At 42.8% G+C, this 18,622-nt stretch carries 15 protein-coding genes, 3 tRNA genes and 1 riboswitch; of the genes, 5 read left to right on the forward strand and 13 right to left on the reverse strand.

What is annotated here, in order from left to right; all coding sequences use genetic code 11:
* Positions 1 to 32 precede the first annotated feature (32 nt).
* Positions 33 to 1,271 (forward strand): DUF3810 family protein, encoded by a 1,239-nt coding sequence (locus CC97_RS00285; protein WP_044973087.1) that lies wholly within the window; start codon positions 33 to 35, stop codon positions 1,269 to 1,271.
* 216 nt (positions 1,272 to 1,487) lie between these two features.
* A complete protein-coding gene (locus tag CC97_RS00290; RefSeq protein WP_044973089.1) occupies positions 1,488 to 2,039 on the forward strand; it encodes a putative ABC transporter permease in 552 nt (183 codons plus the stop codon).
* 118 nt (positions 2,040 to 2,157) lie between these two features.
* Here the strand turns inward: CC97_RS00290 and CC97_RS00295 are convergent.
* From CC97_RS00295 to CC97_RS21470, 5 genes are all read right to left on the reverse strand, one after another.
* Positions 2,158 to 2,239: transfer RNA gene (locus tag CC97_RS00295), tRNA-Tyr, on the reverse strand.
* Positions 2,240 to 2,244: 5 nt separating this feature from the next.
* Positions 2,245 to 2,317: transfer RNA gene (locus tag CC97_RS00300), tRNA-Thr, on the reverse strand.
* A gap of 3 nt (positions 2,318 to 2,320) precedes the next feature.
* Positions 2,321 to 2,394: transfer RNA gene (locus tag CC97_RS00305), tRNA-Pro, on the reverse strand.
* A 152-nt stretch (positions 2,395 to 2,546) separates the two neighbouring features.
* A complete protein-coding gene (locus CC97_RS00310) occupies positions 2,547 to 3,668 on the reverse strand; it encodes a glutamate-5-semialdehyde dehydrogenase (protein ID WP_347493459.1) in 1,122 nt (373 codons plus the stop codon).
* Positions 3,622 to 3,831, reverse strand: a complete 210-nt coding sequence (locus CC97_RS21470; RefSeq protein WP_347493438.1) for a hypothetical protein — start codon at positions 3,829 to 3,831, stop codon at positions 3,622 to 3,624. The genes CC97_RS00310 and CC97_RS21470 overlap by 47 nt, the downstream gene beginning before the upstream one ends.
* A 537-nt stretch (positions 3,832 to 4,368) precedes the next feature.
* Between CC97_RS21470 and CC97_RS00315 the strand changes: the two genes are divergently transcribed.
* A complete protein-coding gene (locus CC97_RS00315) occupies positions 4,369 to 5,040 on the forward strand; it encodes a hypothetical protein (protein WP_044973091.1) in 672 nt (223 codons plus the stop codon).
* 95 nt (positions 5,041 to 5,135) lie between these two features.
* Here CC97_RS00315 and CC97_RS00320 read toward each other — a convergent pair whose 3' ends face one another.
* Positions 5,136 to 6,932 (reverse strand): hypothetical protein, encoded by a 1,797-nt coding sequence (locus tag CC97_RS00320; protein WP_044973093.1) that lies wholly within the window; start codon positions 6,930 to 6,932, stop codon positions 5,136 to 5,138.
* Positions 6,933 to 7,330: 398 nt separating this feature from the next.
* Between CC97_RS00320 and CC97_RS00325 the strand changes: the two genes are divergently transcribed.
* Positions 7,331 to 8,014: a hypothetical protein gene (locus CC97_RS00325; RefSeq protein WP_044973095.1), complete on the forward strand. Its 684-nt coding sequence runs from the start codon at positions 7,331 to 7,333 to the stop codon at positions 8,012 to 8,014.
* A gap of 48 nt (positions 8,015 to 8,062) precedes the next feature.
* Positions 8,063 to 9,634, forward strand: coding sequence for a diguanylate cyclase (locus tag CC97_RS00330; protein ID WP_044973097.1), 1,572 nt, complete (start codon positions 8,063 to 8,065; stop codon positions 9,632 to 9,634).
* 162 nt (positions 9,635 to 9,796) lie between these two features.
* Here the strand turns inward: CC97_RS00330 and CC97_RS00335 are convergent, their stop codons facing one another.
* The 7 genes from CC97_RS00335 to CC97_RS00360 form a co-directional block, all read right to left on the reverse strand.
* Positions 9,797 to 12,361: a GDSL-type esterase/lipase family protein gene (locus CC97_RS00335; protein ID WP_044973099.1), complete on the reverse strand. Its 2,565-nt coding sequence runs from the start codon at positions 12,359 to 12,361 to the stop codon at positions 9,797 to 9,799.
* Positions 12,362 to 12,590: 229 nt separating this feature from the next.
* The gene (locus CC97_RS00340) at positions 12,591 to 13,706 is read right to left on the reverse strand and encodes an ABC transporter ATP-binding protein (RefSeq protein ID WP_044973100.1); all 1,116 of its coding nucleotides are present in this window, start codon (positions 13,704 to 13,706) and stop codon (positions 12,591 to 12,593) included.
* Positions 13,703 to 14,116 carry an iron chelate uptake ABC transporter family permease subunit gene (locus CC97_RS21475; protein WP_347493440.1) on the reverse strand — a complete coding sequence of 138 codons (414 nt, stop codon included), beginning with the start codon at positions 14,114 to 14,116 and terminating at the stop codon, positions 13,703 to 13,705. The genes CC97_RS00340 and CC97_RS21475 overlap by 4 nt, the downstream gene beginning before the upstream one ends.
* Positions 14,049 to 14,741 carry an iron chelate uptake ABC transporter family permease subunit gene (locus CC97_RS21480; RefSeq protein WP_347493441.1) on the reverse strand — a complete coding sequence of 231 codons (693 nt, stop codon included), beginning with the start codon at positions 14,739 to 14,741 and terminating at the stop codon, positions 14,049 to 14,051. The genes CC97_RS21475 and CC97_RS21480 overlap by 68 nt, the downstream gene beginning before the upstream one ends.
* A gap of 183 nt (positions 14,742 to 14,924) precedes the next feature.
* Positions 14,925 to 15,950 carry an ABC transporter substrate-binding protein gene (locus CC97_RS00350; RefSeq protein WP_242848080.1) on the reverse strand — a complete coding sequence of 342 codons (1,026 nt, stop codon included), beginning with the start codon at positions 15,948 to 15,950 and terminating at the stop codon, positions 14,925 to 14,927.
* A gap of 212 nt (positions 15,951 to 16,162) precedes the next feature.
* Complete coding sequence (locus CC97_RS00355) at positions 16,163 to 17,119, reverse strand: hypothetical protein (protein ID WP_049962572.1); 957 nt, start codon at positions 17,117 to 17,119, stop codon at positions 16,163 to 16,165.
* A gap of 97 nt (positions 17,120 to 17,216) precedes the next feature.
* A complete protein-coding gene (locus CC97_RS00360; protein WP_044973813.1) occupies positions 17,217 to 18,278 on the reverse strand; it encodes a sirohydrochlorin cobaltochelatase in 1,062 nt (353 codons plus the stop codon).
* Between the two features lie 139 nt (positions 18,279 to 18,417).
* Positions 18,418 to 18,622: riboswitch (cobalamin riboswitch) on the reverse strand.

Here is an 18,622-nt window from a genome sequence, read left to right on the forward strand (position 1 = left end):
AATCGCTGTTTTGACGCTCTAATCATGATATTATGAGAAAAACAACTGCCTACACAAAGATCCTGACAGCGCTTATACTTCTTACCTGCGTTACAGCCGTCGCAGGATCATATGCTCCGGTCAGCGATCTGTATACTGATAAAATCTATCCGTATTTATGCGACGGAATAAGTTTCATTACCGGCGCGGTACCGGTACCTCTCGGTGAAATGACCATGTACATCGGAACAGTCTCGCTGATCATTGCAGTGATACTGCTTATACTCCTTGTCTTCAAAAGGAAAAGTCCGGTATACAGACATTTCTGTGCAGTATATTTTAAAGCACTTCTCATGGCTCTGGTTTGTATTGTCTTTATCTATGTTCCGACCTGGTATGTTCCCTTCTGCGGAACAGTACTCGGCCGGGGCAGCAATGAAATCAGAACTGATTTTGACCACGAAGACCTGAAGGTGATCATGTGGGATACGATTGAAGGCATAAACTCCGCAGCCTGGGAAATAGAGATTGATCAGAACGGAACAGTGGTTTATCCTGACGAAAAGGAAGGCAGAGTCCTGATCGAAGAAGCCATGAAAGGAATAAGCGGCGAATTTGTGAGGCTGGACGGATACTATCCTCCTGTAAAAACAGCTTTATGCTCTGACATTCTTGAAAGGATGTGTATAGGCGGCTACAATTATCCGTTTACCATGGAGCCAACGCGAAACAAATACAGCGGTCCCCTTGAACGTTACGTTCTTGAAGCACACGAATACGCTCATCACAAGGGCTACGAAAAGGAAAACGAAGCAAACTTTTTAAGTCAGCTCGCACTTATAAACAGCAGTGATCCGTACATGCGGCTTTCAGGATACTACAATATGTACTGGTATCTAATCGATGATTTTACTGATGAGTTCAGTAAAGCAGATGAAGTTATGGCCAAAAAGATATGTTCAGGCGAAATTGTACTCCCGGGTGAAATCGGAGATTCTGAATGGATGAGGGCTTATGAAGATATCTACCAGGAAGTCACAGGCGTTCCGAAACTGAGCTGCCGCGCATGCGCGATATACGGATTCTCGAATTCAATTGAAAAAGAAATGTACAATGCTGATCCTCATCCGATAGATGAAATGCCGGCAGTTGAAAATGCTATCTGTGAAGTTTCAGATACCGGCTGGGAAGTTCAGGCAGAGATACTGAAAGAAAATTCATACGATGATGTTGTTCTTCTCTGGCTTCAGTACTACAGTGAACGCAGGAAAGAATTCAGCATACATAACTGATCATGCTGATATATCTTTGTGCTGAAATTTAGTCACGGGTTCTTTCCGTTACATTTGTCATTTAAGTAAATTACAATCATACCGCTTTAAATTACATTTGACATCTGTTATGTTATCCGGAAATAGTGTATAATAATTATAGTGAAAAGAAAAGATTCACTTTCTACTGATCCGGAAACAGATCAGAACCTGTAAAACAGAAAGGACGTTTGTGTTATGAAGTCAAGAAAATTATCTGAATACACGATGTTTTTTATAATTTATGCATGCATAGGATGGATCTATGAAGTATCACTCGAAACTTTTATTTACCGCTGGGGATTCAGCAACCGCGGAGTTCTTTTCGGTCCGTGGCTTCCTGTATACGGATTCGGTGCACTGACATTCATTGTTCTGTGGTACAGACTTATAAAAGACAAGCCGGTCGTTAAAAAGTTATGCATGATTCCTGTAATATTTCTTCTCACAATGTTGACAGCTACTGCACTTGAACTACTTACAAGTTATCTGTGTGAATGGACGATGGGTTCATGGCCGTGGCAGACGTATAAGGATTACGCGATAAACTTTGAAGGCCGTATCGCGCTCAGTCCGAGCATCAGATTCGGTATCGGCGGTGTGGTATTCCTGTATGTTATCCAGCCGTTTCTCGATAACCTTGCAGCGAAACTTTCCGACAAGCAGGCTAAAACAGCAGCGATAATTATACTTGCAGTGCTTGGCATCGATATGTTCTGCAAGTTTGTTCTTCCGGTCATTTCTGTTTAATACAGAGTGACCGGATTTTTTATAAAACAAACGGTTACCGGCGTGCTGATCCACTCTGATAACCGTTTTATTCTGCAAAAAATAAAGACCGCAAAACAGGTTTGCAGTCTTTAACAAGTGGAAGAGGGTGGATTCGAACCACCGAAGCTGAAAGCAACAGATTTACAGTCTGCCCCCTTTGGCCACTCGGGAACTCTTCCATAAGAGCTGGTGAACGGACTTGAACCCCTGACCTGCTGATTACAAATCAGCTGCTCTACCAACTGAGCTACACCAGCACATCGAGGCGACAGGACTCGAACCTGCGGCATCTTGGTCCCAAACCAAGCACTCTACCAAACTGAGTTACGCCTCGTAGTGAAAGCTGTCGTTTCAGACAGCTTTATTATTATACTACACTAACATCACTTTGTCAATAGAATTAAAATAATTTACAATTTATTCATAAAGCAGTATGAGATCCGTGACGAATCCGGACTAATCCCGCCTCCGGAAATCAGTGTTTCCTTAAAGATCTTTATGGTGGAACTGCTTTCTGCCCTCAGCGTAATCAGCAACTATCTGTCCGCTTCCGTATAGCTTGTATTTGTATGTTGTGAGTCCTTCAAGACCAACCGGTCCCCTTGCGTGGATCTTGCTTGTGCTGATTCCGACCTCTGCGCCGAAACCATAGCGAAATCCGTCGGCAAATCTTGTTGAGCAGTTAAGATATGTTCCGGCTGAATCAACGAGATTCATAAACTTTTCTGCCGTTTCGAGGTTTTCTGTAATAATGCAGTCTGTATGGTGAGAACCAAAATTATTAATGTGTTCAATCGCTTCATCAACACCGTCAACAAGCTTGACTGAAATGATAAGATCGAGGTATTCTGTAGCAAATTCATCGTCATTCATGGATTCGCATCCGATAATGTCTGACACTTCCCTGCTTCCGCGCACCTTAACACCATTAGCACGGAGAGCTTCAGCTACCTTCTTCAGGTTTTCAGTGCCGAATGCCCTGTCAACAAGCAGAGTTTCAGTAGCATTGCATGCTGCTGTATACTGGATCTTGGCATCGACCGTAACACGGCATGCCTTTTCTATGTCAGCGTCCTTGTCAATATAAGTATGACAGATACCATCTGCATGACCCATTACCGGGATCTTGGTATTGTTCATGATGTACTGAACAAACTGGTTGGAACCTCTCGGGATGATAAGATCAACTGACTTATTGCATGCAAGAAGCTCATCAACTTCACTGTGTCCCTCCACCTGATACATACAGCCTTCCGGTGCACCGCTGGCTACAGCTGTTTTATAAATTATATCAAAAAGGACCTTGTTAGTATTTACTGTTTCCTTACCGCCCTTGAGCACAGCACAGTTACCGCTTTTTATACAGAGCGAAGATATCTGGACAAGAGCATCCGGTCTCGCTTCAAAAATGATTCCTATAACGCCGATCGGGCATGATATTCTTTTCAGAACAAGTCCTTCATCGAGTTCGCGCTGAAGCATTACTTTATTGATAGGATCAGCAAGTCCGACGAGCTGTTCAATCCCTTTGCAGACATCTTCAAGCTTGTGCTCATCAAACTTAAGTCTTTTTACCACAGACTGCGCAATGTTGTTTTTTTTCAGCATTTTCAAGATCGAGTCTGTTTGCTGCAAAGATCTCATCCTTTGATCTCTGAAGTGCATCTTTTACATTCTTAAGAACCTTATTACGTGTTTCAATATCAAGAGCAGCCATTTTACAGCTGTCTGCTTTCATTTTTCGTGTTATTTCTATCATAGAATTACTCATTGTCACTAAGCTCCCTGATTATATAATTATCGGTACGGTTTATGATCAAAACCACCTGTTATTATTTTATCATAAAAGCTTATGAAAATCCAGCATATTATAGTAAACGAATAATTTATTTTTCGTTCACTGTATTTTAAGGAAACACTGATTAAATCGGAAATCCGGCTTCGCCGGATTTCCTGAGGTGGGATTTTCGGGGCTTCGTCCCGGAGCCCCACGCTGATTTATTCATAAATCAGCGTTTCCTTAAGTTTATATCCGGTTAGCGTATACAACTGTAAATGTAGAAAATTTCATAAGCATTTAGTACAATTCCACTTATATGAAACATTCGAAAACGAACATAAATTTTTCTGACAGAGCTTTACGTACAAAAATCACTTCTTTTTTACTGGCTATATATGGCATTATTCTGTTTCAAAATCATTGATATATACAATTGCATTACAAAAATATAGATTTTTTATAAGTAATATGCTATAATATGAACAACAAGGTCAATTATGCACACCACTTTTGACGAGGAGAGATCATATGAATAAAAAACCGGTTATCATAGCAGTTTCATTGATCATAGCAGCAGCTGCCTTTGCAGAATACAGATTTTTCATTTCTAAAAATAATAAGCCTGACACAATTCAGGTATCTGTATCCGAAAACGTACACCAGAACAATTCAGGGCAGAAAGACAAACCTCTGATCGTATCAGACACAGAAGGTCTAAAATACTTTTACAGCGGTATTAATTCCTCTGAAAAGGATTATCAGAAGATCGGAAACGAACTCCTGAAAACAATGGACAAAATCGAAAAAATGTATCACGGTACAATTACAAAGAACGTTGATGAAAGCCGTGAAGACAACGGAACTGTTTACTATAAAATAAAAGACAAAACATTCGGAAGCATAAACGATGTTAAATCCTATATGAGTGCGAGTGTTACCGAATCACTTCAGAAACAAAGATATCCTGATCTGACTGACGGAAACAAACCTGTCATAAAAGAATTTGAAGACGGTCTGTATATCATAAAAGGTGACGGACCTTCAAAGGGATTTGCCTGGGAAAAAAACGAAAACAAAACCATAAAGCTTGCAGTTACAGGAAAAGGTGAAGGAACCTTCACCATATCTGCTTCCGGATACAAAGTGGAAATAGTAGATGAAAACGGCACATGGAAGGTCAATTCCATAAGCGGATCATAATGTATTTTCTTATACTTTAAAATAACAATCAAAAGCCGGCATATCAGAATTACCTGCGTATTCTGATATGCCGGCTGTTTTTGCTGTTACTTTAATTACCAGACTGATACTTTTGAAGAGAACACCTTTGAGCTGCCCTTATAAAGAGAAATATTCAGATCGGAAGGAATAAAGCTTCCGCCGGTGTAAACAGGTGTACATTCATATCTGTCAGCTGTACCGTCATTCATCATTTTTTCAGCAATAATATCGTTTCTGGTTTTCAGTTCGTAAACTGGCTGCGGTACAAAAAGCCTGTTTTCTTCCGGTACAGGTGCTCCTGTGAATTCAGGAATAATTACAGTCTGTTCTACAGATCCGTCACTGTAGCAGCGGAGAGCTTTTCCTATGGAATCCACTTCTTTTACATTTGTCAGTGAAAGGCTCTTTATGATATTGTAATTAAGCTCATTTTCAAATTCCCACGGGGACTTCGCATCAGCACTTCCTGAGATATTTACTACTTCCCTGTCACGTATAACGATACACAGACTGTCTTCAACAAGAAAATCTGCATCAAACTGAAGAACATAAGCTGTATCGCCGCCGTGAGGTGAAGGAATAATGATCCTGCCGGAATGAAGCTTATTTATAAAAGTTCTACCGTCTCCGGAAAACTTCACTGTCATTTCAGATGTATTTACAAACTTTTTAAGTTTGTCGGACAGTTTTTTCACAAGGCTGTCAGGCATATCACAGGCTTCACTCACGCATTTATCAATGTAATCGTTGTAAAGTCCTGCTGCTTTACATACCCCAAGTTCCTGTTCAAATGTATTTGAGTATCTTGTTTCCTCAAAATCGCTTTCATCCATAAGTCCGGATGCATCCCATTCCACTGTGATTTTGTAGTTGCGGAATGCTTTTTCGATCTGCTCCTCGACTTTCTTATAAATCTCAGGAGTAAAATCAATGCAGTAGTATACTTTCCATGGATTTCTTATCTGGATATAATAGTCATTCTCAAATTTTCTGCTGCTGTCGCCTGAAACAGTTCTGCCTGATTCATAATAATCTTCAAGAAATCCCTGAATGTCATCAGCAAAATCTCTGCTGCTGACCTGGCAGTTCATTTTTTCACGGATAAAAGCAGCCGGATCAGCATCGTCTGCAAGCAGAGGCTCTGTACTGATACAGTCAAGCAGTCTGCTGCTGAGATGATTGTTTCTTGCAGCCCACATAAACATATACGAAACCGGTGTACATGCATATGTCTGTATTTTCATTGCATCATAATCGCCAAGTGATTCACGGGTCTTATCATTTGCAATACAGTATTCATCAGTGACCTTTTCACTCACATCAGAAAAGCTGAATATCAGATTATTCTGTCTTCCGTCATAAAGGACATCTTTTCTGACCGGCTTAAACTCTTTAAGAGGCGGTGCAGGGATATCCGGTTTGTTTATTACAATGTCTGATTCTTCCTCTTCATATCTGACGGAAACGTCCGGACTGTTATCAGAGGAGATTTCCTCATCGTTTTTCTGACGCATTCTGTATCCTGCGATCACAGCACCTTCGGTGATCACCCCTATAGCCCATACTATCATGGCACTAAGAGAGAAACCATTCAGAAATTTAGCAGCGGTAAAACCGAGCAGAAGTACAAAAAGCTGAAGTCCTACGCATAGAGAGATAACACCTTTTCGTTCTTTTTGGTATCGGACAATTCCGATCAGTGAAATAATGAGACAGAGTGCAAAGCTAGCAAGAGCAATAAGGGTATATACTCTTCTGTCTCCCGAAAATTTTGTTGATGCAATCAAGGAAGCTGCCGCCAGACCTGCCCCGGCTACTGAATCGGCAATCAGAAAAACAAACTTCCATAGTGGTTTTCTTGTTTCATTCATAAAATAGATGATCTCCTGTTATCCATAATCCCTGAATATATCATAATCAAATCACAGTTTAATTATAACATAATTTAATTAAGATTAAAAGAGATTTTTATAAATAATGCCGCAGGTTTTTTTAGTTTTAGTAAAATTCAAGACTAAGCTCAATTATTTTCCTAATTTAATATTGAAATGTTAAAACGAATATGTTATAATATACACATAAGGCAATTATCTTAATTTCATTTTTTACAAAGTGCACATACTAAGGTTTTGCTGACCAGATTACAGGCCCGTGTTTCACGGCTTTGGATTACGGGGATTAATTCAATACGATCTGTATTATGATCGGTGTTTCCTTAGGGCAGATATTTATCTGCAGCAAAAATATTTTTGAGAAAGGGAGTTACTAAATGAATTATGATTTTCTGATCAGTTCCGCTAATGATGAATTACAAAAAAGATACTCCGGTGGTACAGCCCCTGTGCCCGGCGATACTATTTGTGTGATTTGTTCAGAAAACGGAACAGTCTACAAAGGGTATAATAATGTTATGCCAAACGGCGACAACATTCATGCTGAAGTTGCTGCGGTAAACTCACTCCGTGCCGGTGGTCAGTCAATGATCAGAGCGATCACTGTATTCGATTCATTCAACAGAGTACCGATTATTCCGTGCAACGGCTGTATTCAGATGCTGCTTTCCATTGATTACAGAAACATCAACACTGTTATCGCTACTCCAACCGGAATTATTCCTATAACCAATTTTCTTGGTCATAACAACGGCTTTAATTCCGGGCCGTCACAGTCGGTGAATATGATGAACAGCGGTATGAACAACGGCATGTCGCGAAATGTATCGATGTATATGAATCCTAACACCTCACAGAATAATTCAAGATACATTAATCCTTCAATGGGTCAGTCCGCTTACAGCGGCGGATCACTCCATATGAACGGCTCAATGAACAATTCAGTATACATGAATCCTGTAAATTCTGTGAATACAAGCATAGGCCAGAGATCATATACAGCCGGAAGTGCAAAGAAATCCAGTACGCTGAAAAAACAAACTCAACGATCTTCTCAATGATGACGATGAAGACTGATCAATTATTTTTATGAAAGGGATGTATTATTTATGGCAGAAGTAAAACTTAACGAAAAACAGAAACGTCATATTTCAAAAATGGGGCTGATCATAATCGCTCAGGTTGTGATCATGGTAACTCTCACAATTATTATGGTTCTTGTGGTTTCAGACAGGATCGACAAGATGATCGTTGCCGACAACACAGCGATCACAAAGGAAAAATGTGCTGAGCTTGAACTCTATATGCAGAATTCGTCCACTATCCTGTCGGACTATACATCGGCCGGAGAAATTCTTGATGTACTCGAACATCCGGACGATCCTGAGGCAGTTGCAGCAGCTCAGGCTTACACCGAAAGGATCTCAGCAGGACTCAAAAACCTTGAAGGTATTTATGTATCCAAATGGAACACAGAAGTTCTTGCACATACAAACCCGAAAGTAGTTGGTATCATTACAAGAAGAGATCCTGAGTCTCTCAATGATCTGCATGAGAAAATCATAAATTCCCCTGAAAACATGTACAGCGCAGGTATCATCCTTTCACCTGCATCAAGTCAACAGATCATTTCACTGTACAAAGGCGTATTCGACAGTTCAGGAAAACCGATCGGTCTTGTTGGTCTCGGTATTTTAACGGATGGTATTGTTGAGGATATGGAAGCCCGTAACACCAAGATCACAAGCGATTCTCAGTACTATATGATCGATACTCACAATCAGAAATACGTTTTCGCTCACAACAAAGATCTCATGAATAAAACTCTTGATGATCCGGCTGTTAATACACCTCCTGAATTTATCAGTCTTTCAAATGAACTTGCAGCTACGATGGAAAACAAGAGCGGTACATTTACTTTCAGACGTGACGGAAAACTTTTCTACGGTATTTACAGCTATGTCGGCTACATGGGTCAGGTATTCATTATCGACGGCAGCACAGGCGAACTCTTCCGACTCACATACGATATGCTTATTTACCTCATCATTTTCACAATCATCTACATAGCGGTCGCATTCTTCTTCTACAGACTTGTTAAGAAGCAGGAAGAAACAGTAAGCAGGCTTGACAAGTCAATGAAGAAAACAGCAAAAACAAAGGAATCTCTCAACGCTGCTATTTTCCAGGATATTCTTACAGACTGCAGAAACAGAGTTTCATTTTCAAACGACTTTGAACGAGGCAATATTCAGGATTCGCCAGACCATCCTTATTACTTCATGATGTTCAATATCGCAATGTTCAGCTCGATAAACATTCTCTACGGTGAAGATATCGGTGACGAAGTACTTACTAACGTTGCAAATACTATCCGTACAAATCTTGAAGGTGCTGAACTCTACCGTACAGGCTCTGACGAATTCGTAGCAGTAATGCAGGAGCAGGGCTCACTTGCAGGACGCACAAGGATCTGCAGCTATGCTGATCAGACAATAGCATCACTTTCAAATCCGATAAATACATCAGCAGGTCCGGTAAATGCAGTTTTCAGAGCATCAATAGTTAAGAAGAGCACCGGAATCGATCTTTCAGTTCTTCCTGCTCTTAAGGATACACTCAATCAGAGCGGTCAGGCAACTCCTGGTCAGATACCTTTCCTCGATATGGATACTCTTTGATAAAAAACATAATAAAAAAAAAGATATGGCTCTGTGCTTTCCTCAAAGGGGGCACAGGGCCTTTCTCGTTCTAAATACGTTATAAACTGCATAACTGATAAGCACAAAAACGCCCCTCCGTTTCTGGAGAGGCGTCTGATAGTATAATGGTTTGTATCTTAATTACTTAACATACTGTGAAAGGCCTGAGATCTGCTGATCCTTTACTGCCTTGGCTACAAGGCCGGCTACAACATTTGCACCCTTTTCGCAGAAGTGTGTGCCGTCTGTAGAACCAGCTACAACACCCTTGAGGTGATATGAAAGCGCTGTGTCATAACCAACTGAATTGTAGTGGTTGACCATTATGGTGTTAAGATCTATACACGGTATCTTATACTTTGATGCAAGCTTCTTGCATGCGTCGCAGTAATTTGTATAGCTGTTGATGAATTTACCGTTGCTGTAAGCGTTCATTCCAATTACTGTAGTAACGAGGATCGGTGTGCCGCCCTTGTTCTTGGCATCGTTTATAAACTGTGTCATGTACCATTCATAAGATCCTGATGAAGGATTGTCAACGTTTCCGCAGGTTGGAGCGTAACGGTCGGCGTTCGACTTGCCGGCATCGTTGATGGCGAACATTATCATTACGTAATCGCCTGTCTTCATGCTGTCAGCTATTGTCTTCCATCTGCCTTCGTCGTAGGCTTTCTTTGAGCTTCGGCCGGCCATTGAATGGTTGGCTACTGTAACGTCTGAAGTGAAGTAGTTTCCGAGATAATAACCCCATCCCTGCTGCGGAGCGTAGCTCTCACGGTAGGACTGAACTGTTGAGTCACCGAGAATAAAGAGCGTAGGGTTGGAAGATGTCGTCGGCGTCTGTGATGAATTCGGATCATATGTCTCAGCTATTGGTTCATCAGTAAGACCTATTGTGATATAGTCGAGGTTAGGTCCGCCCTGATTTGCTACTGTGGAAATAAGCCTGATCGTGTTTGCTCCCTTTACAAGCGGAAGAACAATTCCGAATTCAGCCCATGTGGTCCATGCACCGGTTCCGGTAAATGACTGCATCCAGTAATCACTGGTCTTGTCGTTTACGATTATCTTCATTGCACGGTCTGTATCGCTTCCGTTGGCAAAACGGATATGGGTCATGTAGTTGCCGTCCTTTGCAGCGTTTACTGTAAATGTTATGCTGCTCGAATCGTTGTTGTCAAGGTTGATGTATCCGCGCGGATCAGTAAATCCGGTGTTTGTTGTTTCTATCATACCCTGATCCCAGACCTGATCAACTGCAAAGTATTTCTTATCCGGATCTTCCTTTGGAGCAGGTTCCGTGAATGCTGCATCTTCACCGAAGAGATATTTCTGAAGAAGAAGAACGTCTTCGGAATTAAGCTCACCGTCACCTGTAACATCAGCTTCTGCCTTGTATTCACCGGCAAGCACTGCGCTCTTAAGTGAAATAAGATCTGCAATATTTATCCTGCCGTTCGAATCAGTATCACCCATGTTTAACGGTTCCGGTGAAGGTGAAGGTGACGGCGAAGGAGACGGTGAAGGGCTTGGTTCCGGAGAAGGTGAAGGAGAAGGACTCGGCTCCGGCTGTGCCTGACCGATCTTCATAAGTCCCTGAAGGATCTCGGCATTCTTATCTGCCCCCTTCGCACTCTGATGAAGATCATCTTCAGAACCGTTTGCCTGGATCGCGTAGTAGGATTTCATAGCATCATAACCGCCGATGCTGAAACCGAAGTCCTGCCACGCATTGAAGAGATCCATTACAGGAACGTTCTGTTCACTTCCTACCTTGTCGAGTTCACCGCCAAACCAGCGTCCGGAGAGTTTCGGATTTCTGTTAAAGTCACCGCGTCTTCCCTGCTGCTTTACAAGAATAACGTTCATTCCCTTTGCCTTGCAGGTCTTGACCATGTCAGTGACTACAGAATAATACTCTGATTCATTTGAATAGTTTTTGTCGTTGATACCGATCGAGATAATGTAGTAGTCCCCGGCTTTTCCGTAGGTCTTAACCGGATCGAACTGGCCGCTGGTGTAAAATCCCTTTGCATACTGACCGCTTGATGCCTGGTTGCGTATCTCATAAACTTTAGTGTCTACATATTTGTAAAGGAACTGGCCCCATCCGTGCTGAGCTGTATCTTTTACATTGTAGTAATTTGCTACCGTAGAGTCACCGCAGATCCAGATCGTCGGTTTCATCTCACCGGTGGTGTTGAGCTGTTTTATTTCAATGGATGAAATAGTGTAAGCAGCCTTATTCATTCCGGCTACTGCTGCCACATTGAGCTGTCCGTCTGTTACAGGGACCTGTATCGACTCAACGGCATTGTTACCGGTAAGATTGATCATCTGAGGCATACCCTCGATATTGATCGTCGTTCGCGGGCTGTTACCGGTCATTACAGTTACCTGATAAAGACCTTTCGGAAGGTCAACATTGAACTGTCCTCCGGTAAACTGTACTGCGTCAGCTCCTGCGCCCTGTCCCTGAGCAGCTGCATTGGCCACGCTTCCTGAGAAGCCGTATCCTCTGCCTGCATTGTATCCGTCTGAAGCACTTACGCCTGTAAAACCTCCGGCTGCACCCGAACCTCCCAGATCAAATTTCCAGTCAGTCTGTGCTGCTGATGCCCTGTTTCCCGTACCAGGCAGTGTTCCCGCTGCTGCAGATAATGCCATGGTAAACGAGATAAGGCCGCTGATAATTTTCTTTTTCATAACCTCGCTCCTTACGCGTTTACATTACAATCGCTCCGAAAAAAAGTATTTCCGGACACAATCCTTATCATACAGTATACCACTTTATGCACAAAAAATCAATGCGTATGTATGGATTTTTCTACACAAAAGAAGACTTATTTCTGCATATTTTCTATAGACACACTTAAGGAAGCTTTGAGTTATTAATAAATCAGCCCGTGGCAGGGCGCGAAGCCGTATTTCCGGTTTAATCAGATTTTAGTATAAGTCCTGCCTTTTCCTTTAGTTTAAGATTTCCGGCATTCATTATTCCGAAATATTCTGCAGAACAGATCACCTCTCTGCATTTTTCCATAACGGCAATCGCTCTGCTTACAGCTTCATCACTTACCGGTTCAAACGCCTTTTCCGAAATTACAACAGACGCAAGAGCTGATGCTACCGGGTATTCCACATCATTTTCATGGATAACGCCAGCCGCAAACGGAATACCTTCACGGTAAAGTCTGCGGTAAACAGGAATTCCAGCTCCCCCGCCGCCTATGACAAAGACTTCAGGTTCGCCTTTTCCGCCGAACGGTTCTGCCGCACCGAAATACCAGTTGTATCTTCCGTCTTTTATTTCATAAAGAGTATCGATATAATCACCGGAAAAGATCTCTTCAGGTGTTCCGTACCGTTCAGCTTTTCCATTATGTATACAAAGGACAGAATCGGAAAACTTCTGAGCCAGATCAAGTTCATGAAGTGACTGTACGACCGCTATATTTCTTTCCTTTGCAAGTCGTCTGAGCAAAGTAAGCAGATGCAGTTTATGACCTGTATCCAGAAACGAAGTCGGCTCATCAAGAAGCATGATATCCGGTTCCTGTGCTATTGCTCTGGCAAGCATGACAAGCTGACGCTGGCCGTCACTTATCCTGTTGAAATCAGTATCGCAGAGATGATCTGCACCGGTAAGCGTCAGAGCATCATAAACTATTTTTCTGTCATGGTCGCTCAGTATTCCGAACGTTCCCGTATACGGATATCTACCCGTAGCCGCAACGTCAAAACAGGTCATTCTGTCGGTGATAAGTCTTCCGGTAAGCATGACCGACAGTCTTCGGGCTACATCCTTTTCCTTAAGCCCGGTAAGTTCATCGCCGCAGAGAAATACCTTTCCGGATGCGGCCGGCAGCTGACCGGCAATGGTTTTCAGTACAGTAGATTTACCAGCTCCGTTAGGTCCGATGAGTGTACAAATCTCTCCTGATGAAATGCTGATCGTGATACCATCTACGATCACTTTTTTACCATATCCTGCGCCAAGACTGTCCGTATGTAGAGATGAAGCATTGTTTTTCTGATCAGTATTTATCATGACATGCTCCTTTCCTTAGCACGGTGAAGCATTATATAAATAACGACCGGTGCACCGAAAACTGCAGTAACGGTACTTACACTCAGCTCCTGCGGAGCAAAGAGCATACGCGCGATAAGGTCGCATCCCATACAGAAAACACCGCCTCCGAGAAATGCTGCCGGTATAAGAATGACAGGTTTTGAAGTCCCGAACATCCCTTTCATAAGATGCGGAACAGCAATACCGACAAAAGATACCGGTCCGGCAAAGGCTGTGACACAGGCGGAAAGAATGCTTGAAAGAAGTATGAGAAACACACGGAAAGCGCGGATATTCACACCCATATTCTCGGCATAGGCCTCACCGAGCTGATACGCACCTATCGGTTTTGAAAGAAGGAATGTAAGAATAAACGCTGTAAAGACCATGGCAGACATCACACGTATATCCTGCCAGTCTGCTCCCGAAAAAACTGCCCTTCGACCAGTTATGCAGGTTAACTATATTTGCGTCATCTGCAAAAGTCACAGCAAAATCGGTAAGAGCACTGCAGATATATCCTATCATTACACCTGAAATAACAAGCTGCGCCATGTTCCGTACTTTTCCGGAAAACAGAAGTACGGTCATCATACACAAAAGCGCACCGGCAAATGCCGCACCGATCATCATCCATGAATTCATGGCAAATCCGTACCGTAAAGATGTAATCATGATCAGGGCGACAGTGAGTTTCGCACCGGATGAAATACCGAGCACAAACGGTCCTGCAATAGGATTTCTGAAAAAGCTCTGCAGCAGAAATCCCGAAACCGAAAGTCCTCCTCCCAGTATCAGTGCAGACAGCGCACGCGGCATACGAATATCCATAATGATCCTGTGAGCAGACTGCTCAGTAATACGTCCGGTAAGCACACCAAAAACAGTATCAGCCGTGATCCTGCTGCTTCCGGACGCCAGGCTCAGAATAAAGAGTATCACCGCAGCGACCGCCAGCAGAACAAATCCGGTCACAGCCCGTATTTTTCGTTGTTTTTCCATATCTTTTTTCATTTATTTCTCCGTATATAACAGTTTGACTGAGTTGCTGATCCAGCTTCGCAGAATCTGCAATGGTGAGGATTGCGTGGCTCGCCCTGTTCCCACACGCTGAGTCATGAATAAATCAGCGTTTCCAAAAGAATGTATTCTAAGTATATAGAATTTGCAAATATCTTATGTCAATCACCTTTACATTCAGTGGATCCTGTGCAGATACGTAAGCTGTTCCTTTCCGTCTGCATTACCCGTAAAAATACTGTTTAAGTCTGTTATCATATCTGCTGCTCCGGTTGTCTGCTGGAAGAGGTTCTGTTCGGTGCACCAGACGTTATCGTTCTTCACGGCTTTGAAATCTGCAAATACCGGTGACTTTTCGAGAAGCTGTGCGATCGATTCAAGTTTACCTTCTATCGTGCTGTTGTAAATGAGGATATCTGCATCTTTCGCGCATTCGTAGAAGGTTTCCATCTGAATGTTCATTGTTGACAGTGCGTTGTCTTCAACTCCGAGATCCTCTCCGGTAAAAATGTATCTTCCTCCGGCAAGATCTATCATTTTCGAAATGTAATCCCCCGGCTTTCTAACGTTTACATAACCGTTGGCAGTCACGCTGAAAAACGCTGCGGTCAGACGTTCATTTTCCGGAACATTGGGAAGATCAAGTGAATGGAATCCGGCTGTCTTTTCCTCGAAACATCTTTCTGCTTCATCCTCTTTTCCGAGAATAAGACCGTAGAGCTTCATCCACTCCATGCGTCCGAGAGGATGCTGTTCGTAGCTGGAACGTTCGACGATGACGGGGATACCGAGGGATTCGATCTGTTCCTTTACCGCAGGGCTGTGAGTGATCATTGTGTTTTCAATGGCAAGCGTACAGCCGGATTCGGTAAGTGCTTCGTAGTCGGGAGCGTTGTATTTACCGATAAACGTCAGACGACCGGCATTCATCGCTTCCTTTACATGGGGCAGCATCCAGCTCTCCGTATTGGTCGAAGTCATGGAAACTGCATCGAGTGAGCCGATGGCATCGAAAAGATCGATGACAGATGATGAAGCAAGATATATGTCACCGCTCTGTTCACGTATCACGGGTATAGTACTGCCCTCAGGAACCGGGCATTTTTCGGGAACGAACAGAAACTGATCGGAATCAATGGTAATTAACGCGCACCCGCTTTCCAGATAATCAACGGAAAACTGATCAGCATATTCAAGTTCCATATGTCCGGTTACTCCGGGTACTGATCCGTTCTGACCGTTACTTTGACCCGTATCACTTTTTGATGTACATGCTGATGAAATAATGATCATTACCGGCAGGATAAAAAACAAAGCCAGCTGTTTTGATCCCCTACAGTTCATTTTTTTCTTAATATCTCTAAAATCAAAGATCCGGCTTTGCCGGATCTTCGTAAAACTATTGAAATCTGTTCTCATGATATCGTAGATGAATCAAAGAATAATGTGTATTCTATCTCGTGAGGAGTACTCATTGCTGTTGTATCTGCATTCATTTTAAGTTCAGTGTCAAACGAACTTAACGGAACTTCGAAAACTGATGAACCGTCTGTTATTTCCGGAAGATACTTTTCACCGTCAACGATCATATAGTCGTACTTGTCACTGCTCCACTTAAGAACTGCTGTTGTTTCGCCGTTCTTAACGCTGATCTTTGCAGGACTTTCTACTGATGCCTTGCCGGAGCCGCCTTCGAGTTTTACTTCGACGGTATATTCACCGTCTTCAATTCCAAGAGTTGATGCTGTGATCTTTTCCTTTTCCGGAACAACGCCCTCAGGAAGTGAATCAGCACGGAAAACAAGCACACGGTCGTACCAGAGCTGCTTCTTGTGGCTGAATGCAGCCAAGTTTACCTTCTTGTTGAGTGCTTCAACGGAAACGGTAAATACTCTTCCTTCATCTGTTTCTTCAGGTTCTATGAAAGAAGATTCATCTGCCTGTGCAGCTTCCTCAGCTGTACCTGCGAAAAGATGATCATAGCTCTTGCTGTTTATTGTAAGCTTTGCTGTAAGCGTCCCTTCTTCTGCGGTAAGTTCACAGTCAGCGATCTTAAACATGGATGAGCTGGAGTCAACATCAATATGATAGGTGCCATCCTTAACTTTATCGGCACTTATTTCTTCCATTCCTTCAAATCCGACCTCATCTGCTTCTATTACGTCATCACCCGATGCTACGGCAAGTTCAGTTACCTCAGCCTGTGTAGTTTCTTCGGATTGAGCTTCTGTTTCCGCTTCAGTGACTTCTGCTTCAGTAACCGAAAGAGTTATTTCGCCTAAGCCGCTGTTTTCATCTGATCCTGCAGCTGAAGAGCATCCTGTAAGTATAAATGCAGAAAGAACAGCTGTTAAAATAAAAATCTTCTTCAAAATACATCCTCCTGAAAAAAAGCAGCAGATCATAACCCCAACACTGTATGTGATAATGATATGCTGCTTTTGAATAGTATTATTATCTGTCAGCTGATTATTCAGCTATTGAATCGATAGCTTCCTTAGCGTGATCAACGTAGATCTGACGGATAGCTTCATTTTCACCAAGGCCTCTGAGAACACATTCAACCTTGTAGCCAGCAGCTTCGAACACTGACTTCCATGAATCTTCCTCATCACCGGCCATATCGTTATTAGCGTGGTCACCGGCAACTACCATGAGAGGTTCAAGAACAACACGCTCATATTCGCCAGCTTTTACTGCCTTAAGAACATCATCAACAGAAGGTGTAGCTTCTACAGTACCTACGAAATAGTTTGTATGTCCGTCTGCTGTAAGGAGATCCTGCATTTTCTGATATACTCCGTTTGATTCAGCTTCTGTACCGTGGCCCATGAAGCAGATAGCAGTTTTGCCGTCATCATACTCCTTTGTCCAGTCAACAATAGCTTCTTCAACGCGCTTGAAATCTTCATCTGATGTAAGAAGCGGCTTACCGAAAACAACCTTGTCAAATGCGTCAGCCTTCGCTCCTACCTGATCAAGAAGATCATTATATTCAAAGCCATCCATAAGATGTGTAGGCTGAACAACAAGTGTCTTTACGTTGTTCTTCACTGCACGGTCGAGAGCAGCATCAACGTCATCGATAAGAAAACCGTCACGCTTGTTTACGTGGTCTATAATAATATTTGCTGTAAATCCACGGCGTACACTGTAGTCAGGGAATGCCTTTTCGAGTGAGTCTTCGATAGCACCGATAGTAAGACGACGGCTGTCGTTGTAGCTTGTACCGAAGCTGAGAACGAGAAGTTCGTTTTCACCGATCTCGTCCTGATTGCGGATATTGTCAAGTGATGCATCGCCTGTGTCGTAGTTTTCTTCATCCTCTTCTTCAGTTTCTTCGGATGCAGATGTTTCTGCGACAGCTTCAGTAACTTCCTCAGTTTCAGCTGCTTCTTCGGTTACAGCTTCTGTTTCTGCGGCACTGTTTTCAGCGGCAGAATTACCTGCAGATGGAGCAGAGCTGTCACATCCGGACATAACAAATCCAAGCATTGCAATACTCATAATTACAGCGATCTTTCTTTTCATTAAAATAAGCTTCCTTTCATAAAGAGGTAAACCGCATAAAAAAATGCCTTCATCCGGACGGAGGAAAGCATCACAGACAGACCCTGCCATAACGGAGAGTCTGCAGCAGTACGATCAGTTCCTCGTGATCTGAGCTAAAAGCTCTGTACCAGCATACGGCAGGTTTCCTGACTCATGCATCTTAACGATATGCCCGCCTTCCCGGTTTCCCAGTGACTACATAATATAACAGCATACCGCTCCGCAAATACAGTGACGGGATCGTGCAGGATTCTGACCTGCTTCCCTTTTACCCTCTGTTTCTATGAAACATGAACAGAGGCACCGCATACTTTATATTCAAT

The sequence above is a fragment of the Ruminococcus sp. HUN007 genome (assembly GCF_000712055.1).
In the GTDB taxonomy this organism is placed as follows: Bacteria; Bacillota; Clostridia; order Oscillospirales; family Ruminococcaceae; genus HUN007.

What these genes read in the sequence shown, in the direction of transcription:
- CC97_RS00285 (WP_044973087.1), top strand. Translation starts at nt 33, where the DNA reads ATGAGAAAAACAACTGCCTACACAAAGATCCTGACAGCGCTTATACTT.
- CC97_RS00290 (WP_044973089.1), top strand. Translation starts at nt 1,488, where the DNA reads ATGAAGTCAAGAAAATTATCTGAATACACGATGTTTTTTATAATTTAT.
- CC97_RS00310 (WP_347493459.1), bottom strand. Translation starts at nt 3,668, where the DNA reads ATGCTGAAAAAAAACAACATTGCGCAGTCTGTGGTAAAAAGACTTAAG.
- CC97_RS21470 (WP_347493438.1), bottom strand. Translation starts at nt 3,831, where the DNA reads ATGAGTAATTCTATGATAGAAATAACACGAAAAATGAAAGCAGACAGC.
- CC97_RS00315 (WP_044973091.1), top strand. Translation starts at nt 4,369, where the DNA reads ATGAATAAAAAACCGGTTATCATAGCAGTTTCATTGATCATAGCAGCA.
- CC97_RS00320 (WP_044973093.1), bottom strand. Translation starts at nt 6,932, where the DNA reads ATGAATGAAACAAGAAAACCACTATGGAAGTTTGTTTTTCTGATTGCC.
- CC97_RS00325 (WP_044973095.1), top strand. Translation starts at nt 7,331, where the DNA reads ATGAATTATGATTTTCTGATCAGTTCCGCTAATGATGAATTACAAAAA.
- CC97_RS00330 (WP_044973097.1), top strand. Translation starts at nt 8,063, where the DNA reads ATGGCAGAAGTAAAACTTAACGAAAAACAGAAACGTCATATTTCAAAA.
- CC97_RS00335 (WP_044973099.1), bottom strand. Translation starts at nt 12,361, where the DNA reads ATGAAAAAGAAAATTATCAGCGGCCTTATCTCGTTTACCATGGCATTA.
- CC97_RS00340 (WP_044973100.1), bottom strand. Translation starts at nt 13,706, where the DNA reads ATGATAAATACTGATCAGAAAAACAATGCTTCATCTCTACATACGGAC.
- CC97_RS21475 (WP_347493440.1), bottom strand. Translation starts at nt 14,116, where the DNA reads ATGGTCTTTACAGCGTTTATTCTTACATTCCTTCTTTCAAAACCGATA.
- CC97_RS21480 (WP_347493441.1), bottom strand. Translation starts at nt 14,741, where the DNA reads ATGAAAAAAGATATGGAAAAACAACGAAAAATACGGGCTGTGACCGGA.
- CC97_RS00350 (WP_242848080.1), bottom strand. Translation starts at nt 15,950, where the DNA reads ATGGAACTTGAATATGCTGATCAGTTTTCCGTTGATTATCTGGAAAGC.
- CC97_RS00360 (WP_044973813.1), bottom strand. Translation starts at nt 18,278, where the DNA reads ATGAAAAGAAAGATCGCTGTAATTATGAGTATTGCAATGCTTGGATTT.